This is a genomic window from Specibacter sp. BI4, assembly GCF_056680095.1.
This window is the reverse complement of record NZ_CM155265.1, coordinates 1,350,168-1,366,846: the sequence shown is the minus strand read 5'-3', so window position 1 is coordinate 1,366,846 and position 16,679 is coordinate 1,350,168. Positions and strand designations below refer to the sequence as shown.

Annotated in this window: 19 protein-coding genes and 2 pseudogenes; 11 read left to right on the top strand and 10 right to left on the bottom strand. The window is 60.4% G+C overall.

Going from position 1 to position 16,679, the window contains the following annotated elements:
- Positions 1-52: 52 nt before the first annotated feature.
- Genes AC1L6K_RS06435 through AC1L6K_RS06425 form a run of 3 tightly spaced genes read left to right on the top strand, consistent with a single transcriptional unit; the run spans position 53 to position 3,130 of the window.
- Positions 53-1,336: a magnesium transporter MgtE N-terminal domain-containing protein gene (locus AC1L6K_RS06435; protein ID WP_480951880.1), complete on the top strand. Its 1,284-nt coding sequence runs from the start codon at positions 53-55 to the stop codon at positions 1,334-1,336.
- Positions 1,329-1,991, top strand: a complete 663-nt coding sequence (locus AC1L6K_RS06430; RefSeq protein WP_480951879.1) for a DUF1003 domain-containing protein — start codon at positions 1,329-1,331, stop codon at positions 1,989-1,991. The genes AC1L6K_RS06435 and AC1L6K_RS06430 overlap by 8 nt, the downstream gene beginning before the upstream one ends.
- Before the next feature lie 11 nt (positions 1,992-2,002).
- Positions 2,003-3,130, top strand: coding sequence for an Mrp/NBP35 family ATP-binding protein (locus AC1L6K_RS06425; RefSeq protein ID WP_480951878.1), 1,128 nt, complete (start codon positions 2,003-2,005; stop codon positions 3,128-3,130).
- A gap of 340 nt (positions 3,131-3,470) precedes the next feature.
- On the opposite strand, the gene AC1L6K_RS06420 is transcribed toward AC1L6K_RS06425, so the two are convergent.
- The gene (locus AC1L6K_RS06420; RefSeq protein ID WP_480951877.1) at positions 3,471-3,902 is read right to left on the bottom strand and encodes a twin-arginine translocase TatA/TatE family subunit; all 432 of its coding nucleotides are present in this window, start codon (positions 3,900-3,902) and stop codon (positions 3,471-3,473) included.
- A gap of 107 nt (positions 3,903-4,009) precedes the next feature.
- Positions 4,010-4,657: an RNA polymerase sigma factor SigE gene (gene sigE / locus AC1L6K_RS06415; RefSeq protein WP_480951876.1), complete on the bottom strand. Its 648-nt coding sequence runs from the start codon at positions 4,655-4,657 to the stop codon at positions 4,010-4,012.
- Between the two features lie 218 nt (positions 4,658-4,875).
- On the opposite strand from sigE, the gene AC1L6K_RS06410 reads away from it, so the two are divergent.
- On the top strand, positions 4,876-5,508 hold the full coding sequence (locus tag AC1L6K_RS06410; protein ID WP_480951875.1) for an O-methyltransferase: 633 nt from the start codon (positions 4,876-4,878) through the stop codon (positions 5,506-5,508).
- Between the two features lie 132 nt (positions 5,509-5,640).
- On the opposite strand, the gene AC1L6K_RS06405 is transcribed toward AC1L6K_RS06410, so the two are convergent.
- From AC1L6K_RS06405 to AC1L6K_RS06385, 5 genes are all read right to left on the bottom strand, one after another.
- A complete protein-coding gene (locus AC1L6K_RS06405) occupies positions 5,641-5,808 on the bottom strand; it encodes a DUF3117 domain-containing protein (RefSeq protein ID WP_444531023.1) in 168 nt (55 codons plus the stop codon).
- A 153-nt stretch (positions 5,809-5,961) separates the two neighbouring features.
- The gene (locus tag AC1L6K_RS06400; RefSeq protein ID WP_480951874.1) at positions 5,962-7,215 is read right to left on the bottom strand and encodes a hypothetical protein; all 1,254 of its coding nucleotides are present in this window, start codon (positions 7,213-7,215) and stop codon (positions 5,962-5,964) included.
- Between the two features lie 7 nt (positions 7,216-7,222).
- Positions 7,223-7,804: a DNA-3-methyladenine glycosylase I gene (locus AC1L6K_RS06395; RefSeq protein WP_480951873.1), complete on the bottom strand. Its 582-nt coding sequence runs from the start codon at positions 7,802-7,804 to the stop codon at positions 7,223-7,225.
- Entirely contained in the window at positions 7,794-8,216 is a 423-nt protein-coding gene (locus AC1L6K_RS06390; RefSeq protein WP_480951872.1) for a DivIVA domain-containing protein, read from the bottom strand. Before AC1L6K_RS06390 ends, AC1L6K_RS06395 begins: the two co-directional genes overlap by 11 nt.
- A gap of 60 nt (positions 8,217-8,276) precedes the next feature.
- Positions 8,277-9,053, bottom strand: coding sequence for an LOG family protein (locus AC1L6K_RS06385; RefSeq protein WP_480951871.1), 777 nt, complete (start codon positions 9,051-9,053; stop codon positions 8,277-8,279).
- 120 nt (positions 9,054-9,173) lie between these two features.
- Between AC1L6K_RS06385 and AC1L6K_RS06380 the strand changes: the two genes are divergently transcribed.
- The 6 genes and pseudogenes from AC1L6K_RS06380 to AC1L6K_RS06355 form a co-directional block, all read left to right on the top strand.
- On the top strand, positions 9,174-9,932 hold the full coding sequence (locus AC1L6K_RS06380; protein WP_444531029.1) for an amino acid ABC transporter ATP-binding protein: 759 nt from the start codon (positions 9,174-9,176) through the stop codon (positions 9,930-9,932).
- Positions 9,933-10,076: 144 nt separating this feature from the next.
- Complete coding sequence (locus tag AC1L6K_RS06375; RefSeq protein ID WP_480952704.1) at positions 10,077-10,910, top strand: glutamate ABC transporter substrate-binding protein; 834 nt, start codon at positions 10,077-10,079, stop codon at positions 10,908-10,910.
- Between the two features lie 90 nt (positions 10,911-11,000).
- Positions 11,001-11,651 carry an amino acid ABC transporter permease gene (locus AC1L6K_RS06370; protein ID WP_480951870.1) on the top strand — a complete coding sequence of 217 codons (651 nt, stop codon included), beginning with the start codon at positions 11,001-11,003 and terminating at the stop codon, positions 11,649-11,651.
- On the top strand, positions 11,648-12,490 hold the full coding sequence (locus AC1L6K_RS06365; protein ID WP_480951869.1) for an amino acid ABC transporter permease: 843 nt from the start codon (positions 11,648-11,650) through the stop codon (positions 12,488-12,490). The genes AC1L6K_RS06370 and AC1L6K_RS06365 overlap by 4 nt, the downstream gene beginning before the upstream one ends.
- Before the next feature lie 666 nt (positions 12,491-13,156).
- Positions 13,157-13,351 carry a hypothetical protein gene (locus AC1L6K_RS06360; protein ID WP_480951868.1) on the top strand — a complete coding sequence of 65 codons (195 nt, stop codon included), beginning with the start codon at positions 13,157-13,159 and terminating at the stop codon, positions 13,349-13,351.
- Positions 13,266-13,555: pseudogene (locus AC1L6K_RS06355) on the top strand (IS256 family transposase); the annotation flags it as partial. The gene AC1L6K_RS06360 and the pseudogene AC1L6K_RS06355, both read left to right, overlap by 86 nt.
- A 416-nt stretch (positions 13,556-13,971) precedes the next feature.
- Here AC1L6K_RS06355 and AC1L6K_RS06350 read toward each other — a convergent pair.
- The 3 genes from AC1L6K_RS06350 to AC1L6K_RS06340 form a co-directional block, all read right to left on the bottom strand.
- Positions 13,972-14,400 carry a transposase family protein gene (locus AC1L6K_RS06350; RefSeq protein ID WP_480952703.1) on the bottom strand — a complete coding sequence of 143 codons (429 nt, stop codon included), beginning with the start codon at positions 14,398-14,400 and terminating at the stop codon, positions 13,972-13,974.
- 304 nt (positions 14,401-14,704) lie between these two features.
- Complete coding sequence (locus AC1L6K_RS06345; RefSeq protein ID WP_480951867.1) at positions 14,705-15,154, bottom strand: hypothetical protein; 450 nt, start codon at positions 15,152-15,154, stop codon at positions 14,705-14,707.
- Positions 15,155-15,165: 11 nt separating this feature from the next.
- Positions 15,166-15,840 carry a DUF6973 domain-containing protein gene (locus AC1L6K_RS06340; RefSeq protein WP_480951866.1) on the bottom strand — a complete coding sequence of 225 codons (675 nt, stop codon included), beginning with the start codon at positions 15,838-15,840 and terminating at the stop codon, positions 15,166-15,168.
- Positions 15,841-16,196: 356 nt separating this feature from the next.
- On the opposite strand from AC1L6K_RS06340, the pseudogene AC1L6K_RS06335 reads away from it, so the two are divergent.
- A pseudogene (locus AC1L6K_RS06335) lies at positions 16,197-16,583 on the top strand (transposase); the annotation flags it as partial.
- Positions 16,584-16,679: the final 96 nt, after the last annotated feature.

Here is a 16,679-nt window from a genome sequence, read left to right as displayed (position 1 = left end):
CCGACACCGGGATGTTTGGGTCATTGCAGGATGGGGGAAGTAGCCTGTATCTGTGAGCACACAACCTACACGCATTTTTGTCGCCCGGCTTCTGGGCCTCGACGTCTTTGACCCGCTGGGTGACAGGCTCGGGAAGCTGCGGGACGTCGTCGTGCTTGGCCGCGGCCCCAACACCGCCCCGCACGCCGTCGGCATCGTCGTGGAAGTTCCGGGCAAGAAACGCGTCTTCGTGCCCATGACCCGCCTGACCTCGATGGACCAGTCGCAAATCATCTGCACTGGTCTGGTCAACTTGCGGCGCTTTGAACAGCGCGGTGCCGAGCAGCTGGTGGTCGGCGGCATCTTTGACCGCAAGGTGACACTGGTTGACGGCACCGGCTTTGCCGTGATCGAGGACATCGCCATGGACCAGCAGCGCAACGGCGACTGGCTCATCACCAAATTCTTTGTCCGCAGGGGCTCCTCCACCTCACGCCTGCGGGGAATCCGCCGCGGTCACACGATGCTCATCGACTGGGCCGAAGCCCGCGCCGACGACGCCGCGGCACCTCAAAGCGCCACCTTCTTTGTCGCAACCCATGAGGGCCTCAAGGCGGCCGACTTTGCCGACGCGCTGCAGGACATGAGCGCCAAGCGCCGGATTGAAGTGGCCGGGGAGCTTCAGGATGAGCGCCTCGCCGACATCATGTCCGAGATGCCCGAAGACGACCAGGTGACCCTCCTCTCGGCCCTGGACAACGAACGTGCGGCCGACGTGCTTGAGGAAATGGACCCCGACGACGCCGCGGACCTCCTCGCCGACCTCCCCCAGGCCAAGGCGGAGGAGCTGCTGCTGCTCATGGAACCGGATGAGGCGAAGGACGTGCGCCGGCTGCTGCAGTATGAGGAAGGAACGGCGGGAGCGCTCATGACCCCCGTGCCAGTGATTCTGCCTCCCGAGGCCACAGTGGCCGAGGCCCTGGCGCATGTCCGCAGCGAGGACCTCTCCCCGGCCCTGGCGTCGGCAATCTTCATCTGCAGGCCGCCGCTGGAAACCCCCACCGGGCGCTTCCTTGGTGTGGTCCACATCCAACAATTGCTCCGCAGCGCACCTCCCGAGCAATTGGGCACCCTGGTGGACAAGAAGCTGGAACCCGCCTCGGACCAGGACGACATCAGCACCGTCAGCCACATCATGGCCTCCTATAACTTGAATTCACTCCCGGTTGTCAACAAGGAGGGCCGCCTGGTTGGCGCCGTCACGGTTGATGACTTGTTGGACCACCTGCTGCCTGATGACTGGCGCACCCATGAGGACGGCGCCCCGTTCAGGAAATTAGGAGGACGCATTGGCTGAGCGGCACCATGCAAAGGGCGGCGGCCTTGACACGCCCATGGAGCTCAAATCCCGGCTCCTGCCCAGCCTGACCAGCGATCCCGACCTCTTTGGCCGCTTCGCCGAACGTTTTGCCCGCTACATGGGCACTGCCAACTTCCTGCTCTACATGACGGTTTTTGTCATTGTGTGGATCGCCATCAACGTCGTTGGCCTGTTCACCCTGCGCTGGGACCCGTACCCGTTCATCCTGCTCAACCTGTTTTTCTCCACCCAGGCCTCCTACGCGGCACCCTTGATCCTCCTGGCCCAGAACCGCCAGGACGACCGGGACAGGGTCCAAATCGAGCAGGACCGTTCACGCAATGAACGCAACTTGGCCGACACCGAGTACCTGACCCGTGAAGTTGCCGCCCTGCGCATCTCGCTGCGTGAAGTGGCCACGCGCGACTTCATCCGCTCCGAGCTGCGCAGCCTTCTGGAGGACCTCATTGAGATCCAGGATGCGGCCGGACCTGACGGCACTCTCCCAGACGATGGCGATACCCTGAAGGAACCACGCACTGCCAGGCGCAACCCGGCCACCAGCAGCATCAAGACCGTCGCCCAAAGAACATCCGGCCCGAAATCCAACTCCGCGAAGTCGGCCAACCCCGGACACCCCATCAACCCCTAAGGCCCCACCCCATGAACGCCCCGTCCCACCCCGCCCTGCTTGCCGCCCTCGCCACGGTCATCGACCCGGAGTTGCGCCGCCCCATCACGGAACTGGGCATGGTTGAATCGGTCGAGGCGTTCGACGGCGGCCGGGTCCACGCCGTCATCCGGCTCACCATCGCCGGCTGCCCCCTGCGCGAAACCATCACCAGGGACGTCACCAATGCCTTGGTGAAGCTCGACGGCGTCACCGACGTGGGCGTGGACCTCACCGTCATGACGCCGGAGCAGCGGGCAGAACTCAAGGACCGGCTCAAGGGCAGCACCGCCGAGCGGGGCATCCCCTTCAACGACGAGAATTCACTGACACGTGTCTATGCCGTGGCCAGCGGCAAGGGCGGTGTCGGCAAGTCCTCCATCACCGTCAACCTTGCCTGCGCCCTGGCAGCCAGGGGGTTGCGCGTCGGCATTGTGGACGCCGACATTTACGGCTTCTCGGTGCCGGGCCTGATGGGGATCACCCAGACCCCGACCCGGGTGGACGAGATGATCCTGCCTCCCGTTGCCCATGATGTGAAGGTCATTTCCATTGGCATGTTTGTGGCAGGCAACCAGCCGGTTGCGTGGCGCGGGCCCATGCTGCACCGGGCGCTCGAACAGTTCCTGGGCGACGTGTACTTTGGCGACCTCGACATTTTGCTGCTGGATCTGCCACCAGGCACCGGTGACGTGGCAATTTCGGTGGCGCAGCTGCTGCCCAAGGCGGAGATCCTGGTCGTAACGACGCCGCAGGCAGCAGCGGCGGACGTAGCCGAGCGGGCCGGTGCCATTGCGGTGCAGACGGGCCAGAAGGTTGCCGGCGTCATCGAAAACATGTCATTTTTGACCCTGCCGGATGGCAGCACCATGGAGCTGTTCGGGGCCGGCGGCGGGGAAATTCTCTCGAAGCGGCTGAGCCAGACTGTCAACGCACCGGTGGAGCTGCTGGGCCAGATACCGATTGACGTGGCGCTGCGCGAGGGCGGCGACGCCGGGCTGCCCATCGTGCTCTCGCACCCCGAATCACCGGCTGCTTCGGCACTGCTGGCCATTGCGGAAAGGCTTGCGGTGCGTCCGCGCGGCCTGGCCGGGCTGAAGCTGGGCGTCTCGCCCCGCTGAGAGTCGCGGCACCACAAATCAGCGCCTTCCCCGCTCCCTGGCCCTACTTCTGCCCGGGCGGCACCACCAATCAGCGTCTGACCCGTGAGCCAGCTGTTGGCCAACAGCTGGCTCACGGGTCAGACGCTGATTCGCGGCAAGGGAGTTCAGTTTCGCGGTGAAATGGGACTTTGCCGTGGGCGTCTGCCCTGGAGTACGACGGCGGGCGCTCACCCAGGCCAGGGCAGCGGGAAGGCGCCACTACACACGAGGTCGGCACCAACCAAAAGTGAGGGCGCGTCCGCGAAAAACCGGCCACAACTGATACCGGGTCGGGAGGGCGGTGGTGCGGGAGGAGTTGTTAGGTGGCTTCGACGTCGAAGGGGGCGAGCTGTCCTTCTGCCAGGCGCTCAATCTCGGGTCCGGCCGGAACGCTGTCGACGGCCGTCTGCACCGAACTCTTGTCGCTGTCCTTGCCCATCATGGAAGCAATCGCAGCGCCCGGGGCCGTCTTCAGCGAGTTGAGGTTGTCCATGTCCTCGTCGTCGAGCAAGGCTTCACGGATTATGCGGCGGGGATCGTACTGGCGGGGATCGAGTTTCTTCCAGTCAATGTCGTCGATATCAACGCCGGCTTCTTCCTTGATGGTTTCGCGCGCGCCGGAAGCCATCTTGCGCACCTCACGGATGAGGTTCTTCAGCTTCTCCACGTAACCGGGAAGCCGGGAAGGGCCAATCACCAAGACCGCCACAATGACAATCAGGACCAGCTCGGGGGTATTGATACCAAACACGTTAGGTAGATTACCCTCTCAACTCACAAAGCAACGATTCCTGGCGGTAACGTACGAAAAATACAGCATGTGACCTGCGTCGCAGCTTCGCCAAGCCAGCACAGAGTCTAGCGTGCCCCTGCAATCCGCGGCAGTGACAGCAGCGGTTTCCGCGCAGGGCGCACCTCGCGGCCGCGGCCCGGCGCCCTGTCGGCCAGGGATTCACGCAGCATGGCCCGGCCCCGGTGGATGCGCGAGCGCACGGTCCCGAGCTTGACGTTCAGTGCGTGGGCCACCTCGTCGTAGGAGAGGCCTTCCAGATCACACAGCACGACGGCGGCCCGAAAGTCGGGCGGCAGGGCCTCCAGGGCGGCGGCCACGTCCTTGTCAAGGTTGTTGAATTCAAAGGTGCGCTCGGGGCCCGGGTCGTTGCCGGGCAGGCGGGCGGCAGCATCCTCCGACAGTGCGTCGAAGCGGATCCGCTGCCTGCGCCGGGCCTGGTCGAGGAACAGGTTGGTGGTGATGCGGTGCAGCCAGCCGTCAAGGGTGCCGGGCTTGAAGTTCGCCAGCGACTTGAACACGCGCACAAAAACCTCCTGGGTGAGGTCCTCGGCGTCGTACTTGTTCCCTGTCAGGCGGTAGGCAAGCCGAAAAACCTTGGCTGAATGGTTCGTGACAACTTCTTCCCACGACGGCGTCACCCACTCGGCGGAAACCGGGGCTTGGTCTGGGGCTGCTCCTGCAGTACGAATCGCAGGGGTGACGGCTGGCTTCATAGCTGCACCTCGCTTCAGTGGTTTCTTCTCTCCCCAACGAAGGGGAAAACGTGGGGAATCCGACCGGGGTAATCGTTCCCTTTAGAGCAACAGTGTGCCAAACGAAGCTGACATTTTGCTGAACGGCAGCGGCCACTTGACCCGGCGGGCAGGCAGTGGGCTCCGGTGCAGGCAGTAGGCTAGAGCTAGTCACCGCAACAGTTTAGGAAAAACGACCCATGAGCGCCGATAAATCCACCAGCTGGTCCTATGCAGAGGGCCTCCCCGTGGAAGATCTTGTCCTGCGACGCGCCCGCGAACGCTCGCACGAGCTGGGCTTGTTCCCCGTGAGCCCGGCAGTCGCGGCAACGCTGACAGTCCTGGCCGCAACCTCCAAGGCGCAAACTGCCGTGGAAGTCGGCACCGGCGCCGGCGTCTCCGGTGTGGCATTGCTGCGCGGCCTGGGCCCGCGCGCCGTGCTGACAACTATCGATCCCGACGTTGACCACTTGAAGGCAGCCCGGGAGGCGTTCACCGAGTCGGGCTCCCCCGCCAACCGCACCCGCACCATCTCCGGGCGTGGCCAGGACGTCCTGCCGCGCCTGACCGACGCCGCGTACGACCTCGTGTTCATTGACGCCGACAAGCCCAGCTTCCCGGAATACGTGGACCAGGCAATCAGGCTGCTGAAGATTGGTGGGCTCCTGATCATCAATGACGCCCTGGACAAGGACCGGGTCTCAGACCCCGCCATCCGCGAAAGCAGCACGGTGGTGTTGCGCCGGGTTGGCAAGCTGGTCCGCGAACACGACTCCCTTGTCAGCGCCATGCTGTCCACTGGCGACGGCCTCCTGCTGGCAGTCAAGCGCTGACGGCACCACGAGTGTAAACACCCGAAACACTGAAGGCTGAAAATAAATGAATTGGCGGGGCAGCATGTGCTGCCCCGCCAATTCTTTGTGAACCAGCCAGCCATGGCCCGGTCCCTTGTGAAACTTTTGGCCTTATTCGGTCGCGCCTACGAGGCATTCCTTGAGGCTGACTGCCTCATCGGCGTTCATCTCCACGACGAGCCGTCCGCCACCTTCCAGCGGCAGCCGCAGAATCAAGCTCCGACCTTCTTTAGTCACTTCCATTGGACCGTCACCGGTTCTAGGTTTCATGGCCGCCATCAGGAGTTCCCCTTTTCGTAGTGCATACCCGCCCCGCCTGGGGATTTCCCCAGCAAGGCGGTTGATGTTGTATTGCTCACAAACCATTATTCCGTATTTCAGCGCCCGGGTGCTAATCGGCGCACCGCCCATTGACAACTGCCGCGCGGTTCATTACGGCGGCCACGCCAGTCCCGTGCTGATCGCGGCGAACTGCCACAGCCACACGACCCACACAATCTGCAGCAGGGTGAACATCACCAGCACGCTCCAGCGGTAGGCGCGGGAGGCCGATATGAAGGCGGCCGCCAGCGCCAGGGGAAACAGCGGCAGCAGCATCCTGAACGTGCTCGACTGCGGATGCAGCACCGCCATCAGGTACAGCAGATACATGGCGCACCAGATCCGCAGTTCAGGCCCGAGCCGGCGCACCGCCCTGGAGTTGAGGTACAGCGCCGCCAGCGCCACAAACAGCACCGGCAGGACGGGGCCCCACAACGGACCGGCCAGCCCCACCCCCGCGTCAAACCAGGGCTTGAACAACGTCAGGGCGGTGCCCCGCCACGCTGTTTCGGTGTCCGTATAGGCGGTTCGCTCCCCCGTCAGCCACCAGGCAATGAGCATCCAGGCGAACGCCGACACCACGCTGACAAGCAGCAGCACGGCGCCGCCGGCCAGCTCGCGTGCCGGGAAGGGTTCGCGTTTGCGGTGCTTCCAGCGCAGCAGTAGATGAACAAGTACGACGGCGGCGAACGGCACCCCTGCCGGACGCGAGAGGCACAGCAGCAGCACCGTCGGCGACGCGGCCCAGTAGTTGCCCTTGATCAGCAGGTGCAGGGCCGCGGCGAGCAGGAAGATCCCCACCGATTCCGCATACGGCACCTGCAGGACGGCCGACACGGGGAACATGGCGAAGAAGGCCACACCCCAGAGGGCCGTCCCGGGTGTGGCAAAGTTCCTGAACAGTTTGTAGATCATCAATGCCGCCGCGAGCCCCGCGGCCGTGGCCACGGTGGCGCCGGCGGCCTGCCAGCCAAGCCCCGTCACCGCGTTGAGCCCGCGCGCCAGCAACGGGAACAACGGATAAAAGGCCCATTGGTTGGGTTGGGCGGTGCCGTCTTCATTGCGCGGAATTGTTGTGGGGTAGCCGCCGTCAAAAATCCTTTCGTACCAGCCCGCATCCCACCTGTCGATGAACGTCAGGTAGTCGGGCTGGCGTCCGCCCCACGGGGACTCCTCTGCATGCCAGGCCGCCCCCAGCAGGATCGCCGTGGAAACCAGCCGGGCGGCCACATAAAGCAGGGTGACTTTCAGCCACCAGGGGGCGCGCCGCAAAGGCGCCAGGAATCGGCGCACCCCGGCGTAGATGGCGTCGTTGATGGTTGTCGTGTCTTGCCTGGCCGGAGCCTTTGTGGCCCAATCTTTCATGGCGGAACTATTCCGGCCCGGCCGGGTCCGTGCCTGCGGCCAGCCAGCAGCCCGGCTGGTGGTCGTTGACGATGCCGACGGCCTGCATCATGGCGTAGGCCGTGGTGGGTCCGACAAAGGAAAAGCCGTGCTTCTTCAGGGTCTTCGCGAGTTGCTGGGATTCCGCTGTCTTGGCGGGCACAGCTTCCCCGGGCAGGCGGGCGACGGACGGCGCATGGTCAGCAAGCAACGAGGCGAGAGTGGTGCCGGACGGCAGGGCCAGCAGGGCCCGGGCATTGCCAATGGTGGCATTGATCTTGAGCCGGTTGCGCACTATGGAGGCGTCGCCCATCAGCCGGTCAAAGTCACTGTCGCCAAACGTGGCCACGATTGCCGGGTCAAAATTGCTGAACGCTTCCCTGAATGACTCACGCTTTCGCAGGATGGTGATCCAGCTCAGGCCTGACTGGAAGGCCTCAAGGCTCAGCCGCTCGAACAGTTCGCTTTCCCCCGCAACGGGTCGGCCCCATTCGGTGTCGTGGTAGCGCTGGTACTGTTCATCGCGTTCAATCCCGGGCCAGTCGCAGCGGGTTTTGCCGTCACTGCCCACGGGGCTCCGTGTCCGCCGCCATGGTCGCGACAGTGCCGGTCCCCACGGCCCCGGTCTCCGCAGCGGCAGCCTGCGGGGCAGCGCCAGGCTGGTGCCCGGCGTCGTGCTTCCCGATGCCGGCCTCCAGCCCGGCAATGCGCAGGTCCTTGGCGGCCAGCTCGTCACGCAGGCGGTCTAGGACCTCGTCGACCTGGTCCATGCGGTAGCCGCGCAGGCCAAGGGAGAACCGCAGTCTGTCGACGTCGGCCGGTGCCGGGGTGTCAGGCAGCAGCACCGGCGGCAGGTTCGCCACGGGCCGTGCCAGGGCGTCCTCATACACGGGCGCATCCGTCTGGGGCTTGTTCAGCCCCACGACGTACAGGGCCGCCGCGGCAGCCACCACGACCGCAAGGAAGATCAGGAAATAAGTCACTAGACCATCGTGCCAGATGCGCGGCGGAAATGGCCCCGGATGACCTCAGCCGTTGCCGGTTCAGCCCTCACCGGCGGCAACCCTGGCACCGGCCTTGCCTGCCATGACCAGCGCGACGGCCTCTTCCGCCGTGTCCACAAGCGAGATGATGTCCAGGTCGCCGGGCGAGACGAGGCCCTGGACCACCATGACGTCCTTGATCCAGTCGAGCAGCGGGCCCCAGAAGGTGCTGTCGACCAGCACGATCGGGAACTGGCTGACCTTGCTTGTCTGCACCAGGACCATGGCCTCAAAGAGTTCGTCCAGGGTGCCGAGCCCGCCGGGCAGCACCACAAAGCCCTGGGCGTATTTCACAAACATCGTCTTGCGGGCAAAGAAGTAGCGGAAGTCGACGCCGAGGCCAACCCATTCGTTCATGCCCTGCTCAAAGGGCAGTTCAATGCCCAGGCCGATTGACAGCCCTCCGGCTTCGGCGGCGCCGCGATTTGCCGCCTCCATGGAACCGGGTCCGCCGCCGGTGATGACCGCGACGCCGGCTTCCACCAGAAGCCTGCCCACGTCGATGCCGGCGGCGTAGTAGGGGGAATCCCGCTTGGTCCGGGCCGAACCAAACACGCTGATGGCCGGGCCGATTTCTGCCAGCGCGTCAAAGCCCTGCACGAATTCACTTTGAATCCGCATCACCCGCCACGGATCCGTGTGGGTGAAGTCGCTGCTGGGCGGGGTTGCCAAAAGATTGGCATCGGCGGTGTCGTTGCCTGCACCGTTTTTTCGCCAGATGCCGAACCGTCGAAGTTGCGGGCGAATTGGTCGGCTGGATCCTGTAGGTGCACTCATGTCCCTAAGGCTACGTGAAAGCCCCGGTGGCCTGACTCACATTATCTCGTTCGCGTTACGATCCCGGACGACATGGCCCAAACCTTTACCGTCCCGTGGAAAAGTCGGTAGATTCAGTGCATGACAAATTCCGCACACGCCCCTGCGCTCGTGGAGCTTAAGGCCGTCAATAAACACTACGGCCCACTCCATGTACTGCAGGAAATCAATCTGCAAGTGGCCAAGGGCGAGGTGCTGGTGGTCATCGGTCCTTCGGGCTCGGGCAAATCAACCCTGTGCCGCACCATCAACAGGCTGGAAACCATCGACACCGGGTCCATCACCATTGACGGCAAGGAACTGCCCAAGGAAGGCAAGCAGCTGGCAAATCTGCGTGCCGACGTGGGCATGGTGTTCCAGTCCTTTAATTTGTTTGCACACAAAACCATTCTGGAAAACGTCACCCTGGGCCCCATCAAGGTCAAGGGCATGTCCAAGTCCGACGCCGACAAGCTCGCCTTGAGCTTGTTGGAACGTGTTGGGGTGGGGCATCAGGCGGCCAAGCTGCCGGCCCAGCTTTCCGGCGGACAGCAGCAGCGCGTCGCGATTGCACGGGCCTTGGCAATGAAGCCAAAGGTCATGCTTTTCGATGAGCCCACCAGCGCCCTTGACCCGGAAATGATCAATGAGGTCCTGGACGTCATGGTTGAACTGGCCAAGGACGGCATGACCATGGTGGTTGTCACCCACGAGATGGGCTTTGCCCGCAAGGCTGCGGACAGGGTCATCTTCATGGCTGACGGACAGATTGTTGAAGAAGCCACACCCGATGAATTCTTCACCAATCCGCAGACACCGCGGGCCAAGGACTTCCTGTCCAAGATCCTCACCAACGGATAACAAACCACTTCCAAATCTTCCGGCTGCACCGGCCATCATTGCACCGGCCAACATGGCCGTTTATGAAAGGAATCCCCCTTGAAAAAGTTCTTTAGCAGGAAAAGCCTCGGAGTAGCGGCTGTCCTCACAGCAGCTGCCCTCGCCATGACAGGCTGTGGCGGCGGCGACACTGCCGGCGGCGAATCCGCAGCCGGCGACGCCCCGGCCTTTGAAGTGGCAAAGGATGTGGCTCTGACCGGCAGCCCCACCTTTGACAAGATCAAGTCCTCCGGTGCCATCCGCATCGGTGTGAAGGAAGACCAGCCCGGCCTGGGCTTCCTTGACGCCGCCACGGGCGAGCGCAGCGGCTTCGACATTGAGATTGCCACTTGGATGGCTGCATCGCTCGGCGTGGCCAAGGACAAGATCGAGTTCAAGGCCATCCCGTCGGCCAACCGTGAGACGGCACTCGCCAACGGTGACGTTGACCTCTACGTGGGCACCTACTCCATCACGGACAAGCGCAAGGCAATCGTTGACTTTGCCGGACCGTACTTCATCACGGGCCAGGGCCTGCTGGTGGCCAAGGACAACACGGACATCAAGACCGAGAAGGACCTGGCTGGCAAGAACGTTTGCTCCGCCACCGGCTCAACGCCCATCCAGAACATTCGGGAGAACTTCCCGGAAGCCAATCCCATTGAGTTCGACCTCTATTCCAAGTGCGTAGAGGGCCTCAAGAATGGCACCGTGGATGTTGTGACCACCGACCAGGCCATCCTGCTGGGCTTTGCTTCTTCACAGGAAGGCCTCAAGGTTGTTGGCGAGCCGTTCACCGTTGAGAAGTACGGAATCGGCCTGCCCAAGGGCGACACCGCACTGCGCACCTTCCTGAACACGACGCTCACCGATGGCGGCGCAACGTGGACCAAGATTTACGACTCCACCTTGGGCAAGTCCGGCACCAAGGTCGAACAGCCTAAGGTTGACCAGTACTAACAGTCCTTTCAGCTGTGGTGTTGTCCAGGTCCTGGCCGGGACAACACCACCGCGTCGTCCTCTCGAATTCACTGAAAGCGACACAGCACTGTGAATGTACTTATTGACAACAGCGATCTGTTCCTCACGGGGTTCAAGAACACCGGAATCTTGTTTGTCATTTCCGCGTTCTTCGCCTTGATCCTGGGCACCATCGTTGCCGGCATGCGTGTCTCCCCGGCCCCGGCAATGCGCGCGGCCGGCACCTTTTACGTCAATGCCGTGCGCAACACCCCGCTGACATTGATTTTGGCGTTCTTCGCTTTGGGTTACCCCCAACTGGGACTGGCGCCGATTAATTTCATGAATGCGGCCATCATCGGTCTCTCGCTTTACACGGCAACGTATGTTTCCGAGGCCATCCGCTCCGGCATCAACACCGTTTCCGTCGGTCAGTCCGAGGCTGCCCGTGCCATCGGCTTGCCTTTCCTGCAGACTTTGACGTTGGTCGTGCTGCCGCAGGCTTTCCGTTCGGTAGTGCCGCCCCTGTTCAGCGTGTTCATCGCCCTGTTAAAGAACACCACTGTCGCTGCCGGCTTCTCCGTATTTGAGTCCGGCGCCATCCGCGCCTACCTCAGCGAACGCGGCGAGCCGCTGTTGCCCGGTTTGCTGTGGGTCGCCTTGATCTTTGTGGTGATGGTGTTGGGCATCTTGACACCGCTGCAACGCTACCTTGAGAAGAAGTGGAGGGTGGCGCGATGAGCTCAGTCCTTTTTGACGTGCCCGGCCCCAAGGCCCGCACACGCAACGTTTATCTGAACATCGTCACAGCCATTGTGGTTGTCGGCATCATTGCCTTCATCTTGTTCAGATTTTACGAATCCGGCCAGTTCACTGCGAAAAAGTGGGAGATCTTTACCTTCCCGCTGGTCCAGGAAAAGTTCGTCGCGGCCATTGGGGCAACCCTGAGCGCCTTCGGCGTGGCCGCCGTCGGCAGTCTTGTCCTGGGCATCGTGCTCGCCTTTGGACGCCTCTCGGATGCCAAGTGGCTCCGGATTCCGTGCTATTGGTTCACCGAGCTGTTCCGTGCCATACCGCTGCTGATCTTGATGATGATCATGTACTACGGGCTGCCGTCGGCCGGCTTCAAGGGAATCACGCCCTTCGTCGCCGTCGTGGTGGGCTTGATTCTGTACAACGGCTCGGTGCTGGCTGAAATTTTCCGCGCCGGCATCGAATCGCTGCCCAAGGGGCAGCGCGAAGCCGGGTATGCGATCGGCATGTCCAAGGGCCAGGTGCTGCGCATCATCCTGTTGCCACAGGCCGTTCGCTCCATGCTGCCGGTGATCATTTCCCAGCTCGTGGTGATCTTGAAGGATACCGCGCTTGGCTTCCTCATCACCTACAACGAGGTCCTGTACTACGCCAACTTCCTCGGTGGCCAGGGCCTGTACGGTTCCCCGGTGGTCCCTGCGCTCATGGTGACGGCTGTCATCTACGTGGGCCTCTGCTTGATCCTGTCAGGCATCGCCAAGCTGGTGGAGTCCAAGATGTCCTCCCGCGTGAAGGTCGTGAAGACCAAGGTGGGCCAGCTCGGCTAGTCCGCACCACCCACCCGCGCACCACCCAACCAAATACCCACACAAACTGGCCCGCAGTTGTGGTCGTTAAATCGCCTCAAAACGCGATTTTACGACCACAACTGCGGGCCAGTTGCTTAATGGCGGTTCAATCAGCTGAGCCAGCGGGTCAGCGCCGCCAGGCATTTCTTGATTGACGATTTTCCTGGGCGGTTGATTTGGCTGTAAGAGGCTAGCGGCCCTGTTGGGATGAGAACTGTCTAAGCATTCAACCCTAATAGGATCACGAAACCGGCGTTGTCGCTGTCAACGCTGCCCCACTTCTGTAGTCGGTCCGAACAGCACGTCATCTCAATGACCGTGAAGCCCGATGGCCGCCGCCGAATCATTGTTAGGACCTTGGAACCGCCACGCGCCCCAGCTGAGTGCTGTATTTTCATCACCCCGGACAGAAGGAAGCCTCCAACTGATCAGCGATATCCCAGATGCCTATGGACTCCAAAATGCTGTGTCGAGAGCACCGGCGGTAAGGCAAAGAATTGCCCTGTGAGCTCCTGCCATTCGTCGGATCCACCGTTCAGATGCTGTCCCAGGTAAGTTTCACAGGAAGGCTCAGGTATCGCTTGACGGACGAGGCAATCTGCTCGCGTACGGCGATGCAAGCGGACGCTGCGGCCTCCCTGTCCCGTGCTGGATAAACAACGCCGCGGAGAATTGTCAGCGGTCACGGAAAATTTCTTCTTCGGCCTCGACGTGGCCGCAGGCATCGGTACAGGCCTGCCTGATTCAACCGATACGGCGATTCATTTACACGACGAACGCGGTCAAATCGCTGAACTGCCGGCTGCCCAAGATCATCAGGAATCACGGGCATCTCCCTAACTATGTCGTCGTGTACCGCTCTGGCTAGCCGTCCACGATATCGAGAACAAACGTGCCCGGAACCGCACCAAGGAACACAAGACTGACCGCGCCTCCACCGGTAACCACCTCATTGAAGGTACAGCCGACCTTGGGCGGAAAACCGCTCTGAACCCGCTAGCCATGACCTACCCTGACCGGTTCGCCGACCACCACCCGAACTAATATAACCCGGAACTACCCACACAGTAATCTTGACAAGCCCACTCTCAATATGAGTTCTGCGTGGCCCGAAACTCAATGTGTGGGTTGCTAACTCCCGGTCATCGTCAGGATTGAAGATCGTTGTGGCGTCATCTGGGTGCACCAAAGTAAGCATGTTCAAGGCTCGTAGTCCTGTCAGAGTTGAATGCGTCAGAACATCCATCGAAACAAGGCTACGAGCCAACTTTGTTCAAAGACACGAAACCAAAATTCACCACGAACCTCGGAGCGTCCCGTTGCCAAGCATTGGTCTGGGTGTTTTTGAAGAAGCGGACGGAGCGGAAGCTGTGTTCATCGATCCCGAGCATCCGCGGCCGCAGGAGATCAACGTTGGGCAGTTTCGTTGCAGCCGCGGTCAGGGCTTTTTGCACCAACCATCAAGACACCCCGTGCGTGGTGGCGGTTTCCGTTGCAGCGCGGCCAGATTCAATGACAGCCCGCACCACTGCACCACGGAGCCGGGTCGTTGTTCGTGCCTTAGCTGGGACCTCGAGCGTGGTTTCAAAGAAGGTCTTGCGGGGACATGATGACTCGTCGCAGAACAATCGCCGCTTAGACCACACAACTTCCGCAGAACCAGCCACGGGTATGTCCTTGACTCGTTGCTGACGGCCAGAGTGGCGACGGGTGCCGATGACACCGCAGCCAGGGCACCCGGATTCAATGGTGCTTTCAATATGAATTCTTCTCTGTCCGAAACTCCATGTCTCGGCTCCCAGGACGCGGTAATCGTGAAGATTGAAGATGGTGGTGGCAACATCAGGGTGCACCAAAGTAATCTCGCTCTGGGCTCGTAGTCCTGTCATCGATGAATACGTCAGAACATCCATCACAACAGGACTACGAGCCACCTTTGGTCAAGGACACGAAACCAGAATTCACCACGAACCACGGAGAGCCCTCATAAATGGAGAAGTGGCCACCCGAATTGGAGACCGGTTGACAACTTCAATAAAGAGAATCGACCTGAGCGCTTCGCTGATCTTAGTCGTGGCAAACACAGAACTTCCGGAGTAGCACACGGTAGCCCGCGATTGCAGGATCAGTGAGTCAGAAGACACCAAAACGCTCGGGGAGACTCTGACAAATTCTTGGTGTCAGCACCTTTTTCTAACCTTGCGAAGGCTTTAGAATCCATGTATCGCCTAACCTACTTGCGGACCACATGTGGTCTGATTTATAATCAGGCACGCTACCGAGGGAACCACAGAAATCGACCAAGTTCCTGTCGATGGAAACTCGTTCAACATTGTCTTCACTGGCGAAGAACAGCCATTGAATTGAATCCGTTGAATTTGTGTCAATTTCCGAGACCTTTTTTATAAAAGGTTCAGGAACATTGCTCGTATCACTGTAGGGGCAAACAATGAGGACATGATCCCATGATGACATAGGAGCCCCCGCCCCTTCCCCTCTCGGAAGCATGAAACTGGCGTTGCCACCTTCGATTGATTCTATGAGAGAGGTTTGGTATTCAGTCTTATTTGAACAGCCAGTAAGGGCGGCGGCGAATATTGAACTAACGGCGAGCAGGGATATTATTCTTGAAGAATACTTCACATTAGGCCTCCTTAGAAGAGAGTTACCAGTTGTCCGGTCTTTGCCTTTGTGTTGCAAATAGAATGTGATTGAGATTGCCCCCCACTACTCAAGCCCACATTTCGTCCAGACAAGTTGTTGGCCAGATCCATTGATTTTTCATTTGCTGGACCGTTCCTGATGTTCTCATGGTTGGACGCAATCTTCATAGCACCGTTGGCACCAATACTCTTGGTCATGAGCGCATTCCAGAAGCAATGCCTGAAGGCGTCCCCCTGCCCATTGTGAAGCGTTGCCGCCGCAAACATGTTCGCTGCAGAACTTGATGCAAGGGTGGAGTCCGATGCGGCCTGATTACATGACCAAAGATCCACGTGAACAACACATGCAGCCTTTTCCAGTGTCGACCAAGCAATATCCGTATAGTAGGCAGCAGCTCTAGCTGTAGCGGGTGGAGCGGAGTCTTCATATTTGAACAACTCTTTGGCCTCGTTGTCGGTCATTTTATCCAACTCTGGAAGGACCAATTCCTGTGCGTTCTGGGGGAAATCGTCCAGTGTCGCAAAGGGATCGTCAGACGAGCTAATTTGGGCAATCAAATCCTGCGTATTGCCCGTTAGTTGATCCTGTCCAGCAGATGCTGAACTAATAGAGAGCGTAGACATTAAAATCGCAACTGATAAAGTTCCAATTATTTTTTTCAACATTACTATTCCATTCAAACATAGAGGAAGACCACAATAATACGATGGAGCATAAACGCCAAAGGTAAAATATACATTGAGCATCTCCACTAGACCATATCCGACAACCAGGGCGTCTGCAAAATCATTTATTTGCCTGAAAAGCTGCCAAGTTCCGGGCCACGGGATGGTATCATCCTTGACCTAAAGCAGACGGACATGCAAATCGAATCCAAAACCTCGAATGTTATCCATTTGGACAGGATTTTGAAATAGCGAACTATCCAAATGGACAGGATTTTGATGCAAGTTATCGGTCTACTATAAACGACTGCCTAGTTCGTCCAAAAGCTTATGAAACCGAGCCCTCAAGAAATACTTTGCAGCCGCCCTGGACCTCTATACCAGCGGTCGGGGTCAGGACCGAACCCCGCATCATCACCGAAGTCATCGGCAAAGAATTCCACAGCGCAGGCCACCTCGCCTCCTACGCCTGGCTGGCCCCGGTGACCTGGCGCTCCGGGACCTCGATCCGCGGCGACCACCCCTCCAAAAAGGGCAACAAGTCCCTCAAGCGAGCGTTCTTCCTCTCCGCGTTCGCGGCACTGAAGGACCCGCTTTCACGTGCTTGCTACGACAAGAAACGAGCCGAGGGAAAACGCCACAACCAGGCCCTGATAGCCCCCGCACGCAGACGCTGCGATGTTGTCTTCTCCATGCTCCGCGACGGGACGTTCTACGATGCGCCGACAACGAATGGCACCTAGCCCTAATAGCCACGAATGGACAGCAACGCGTCGTCAGCCACCTTCCGCTGCCCAAAAATCAACGACTCGAAAAATTCCAGAGTAAGGTCGCCGGCC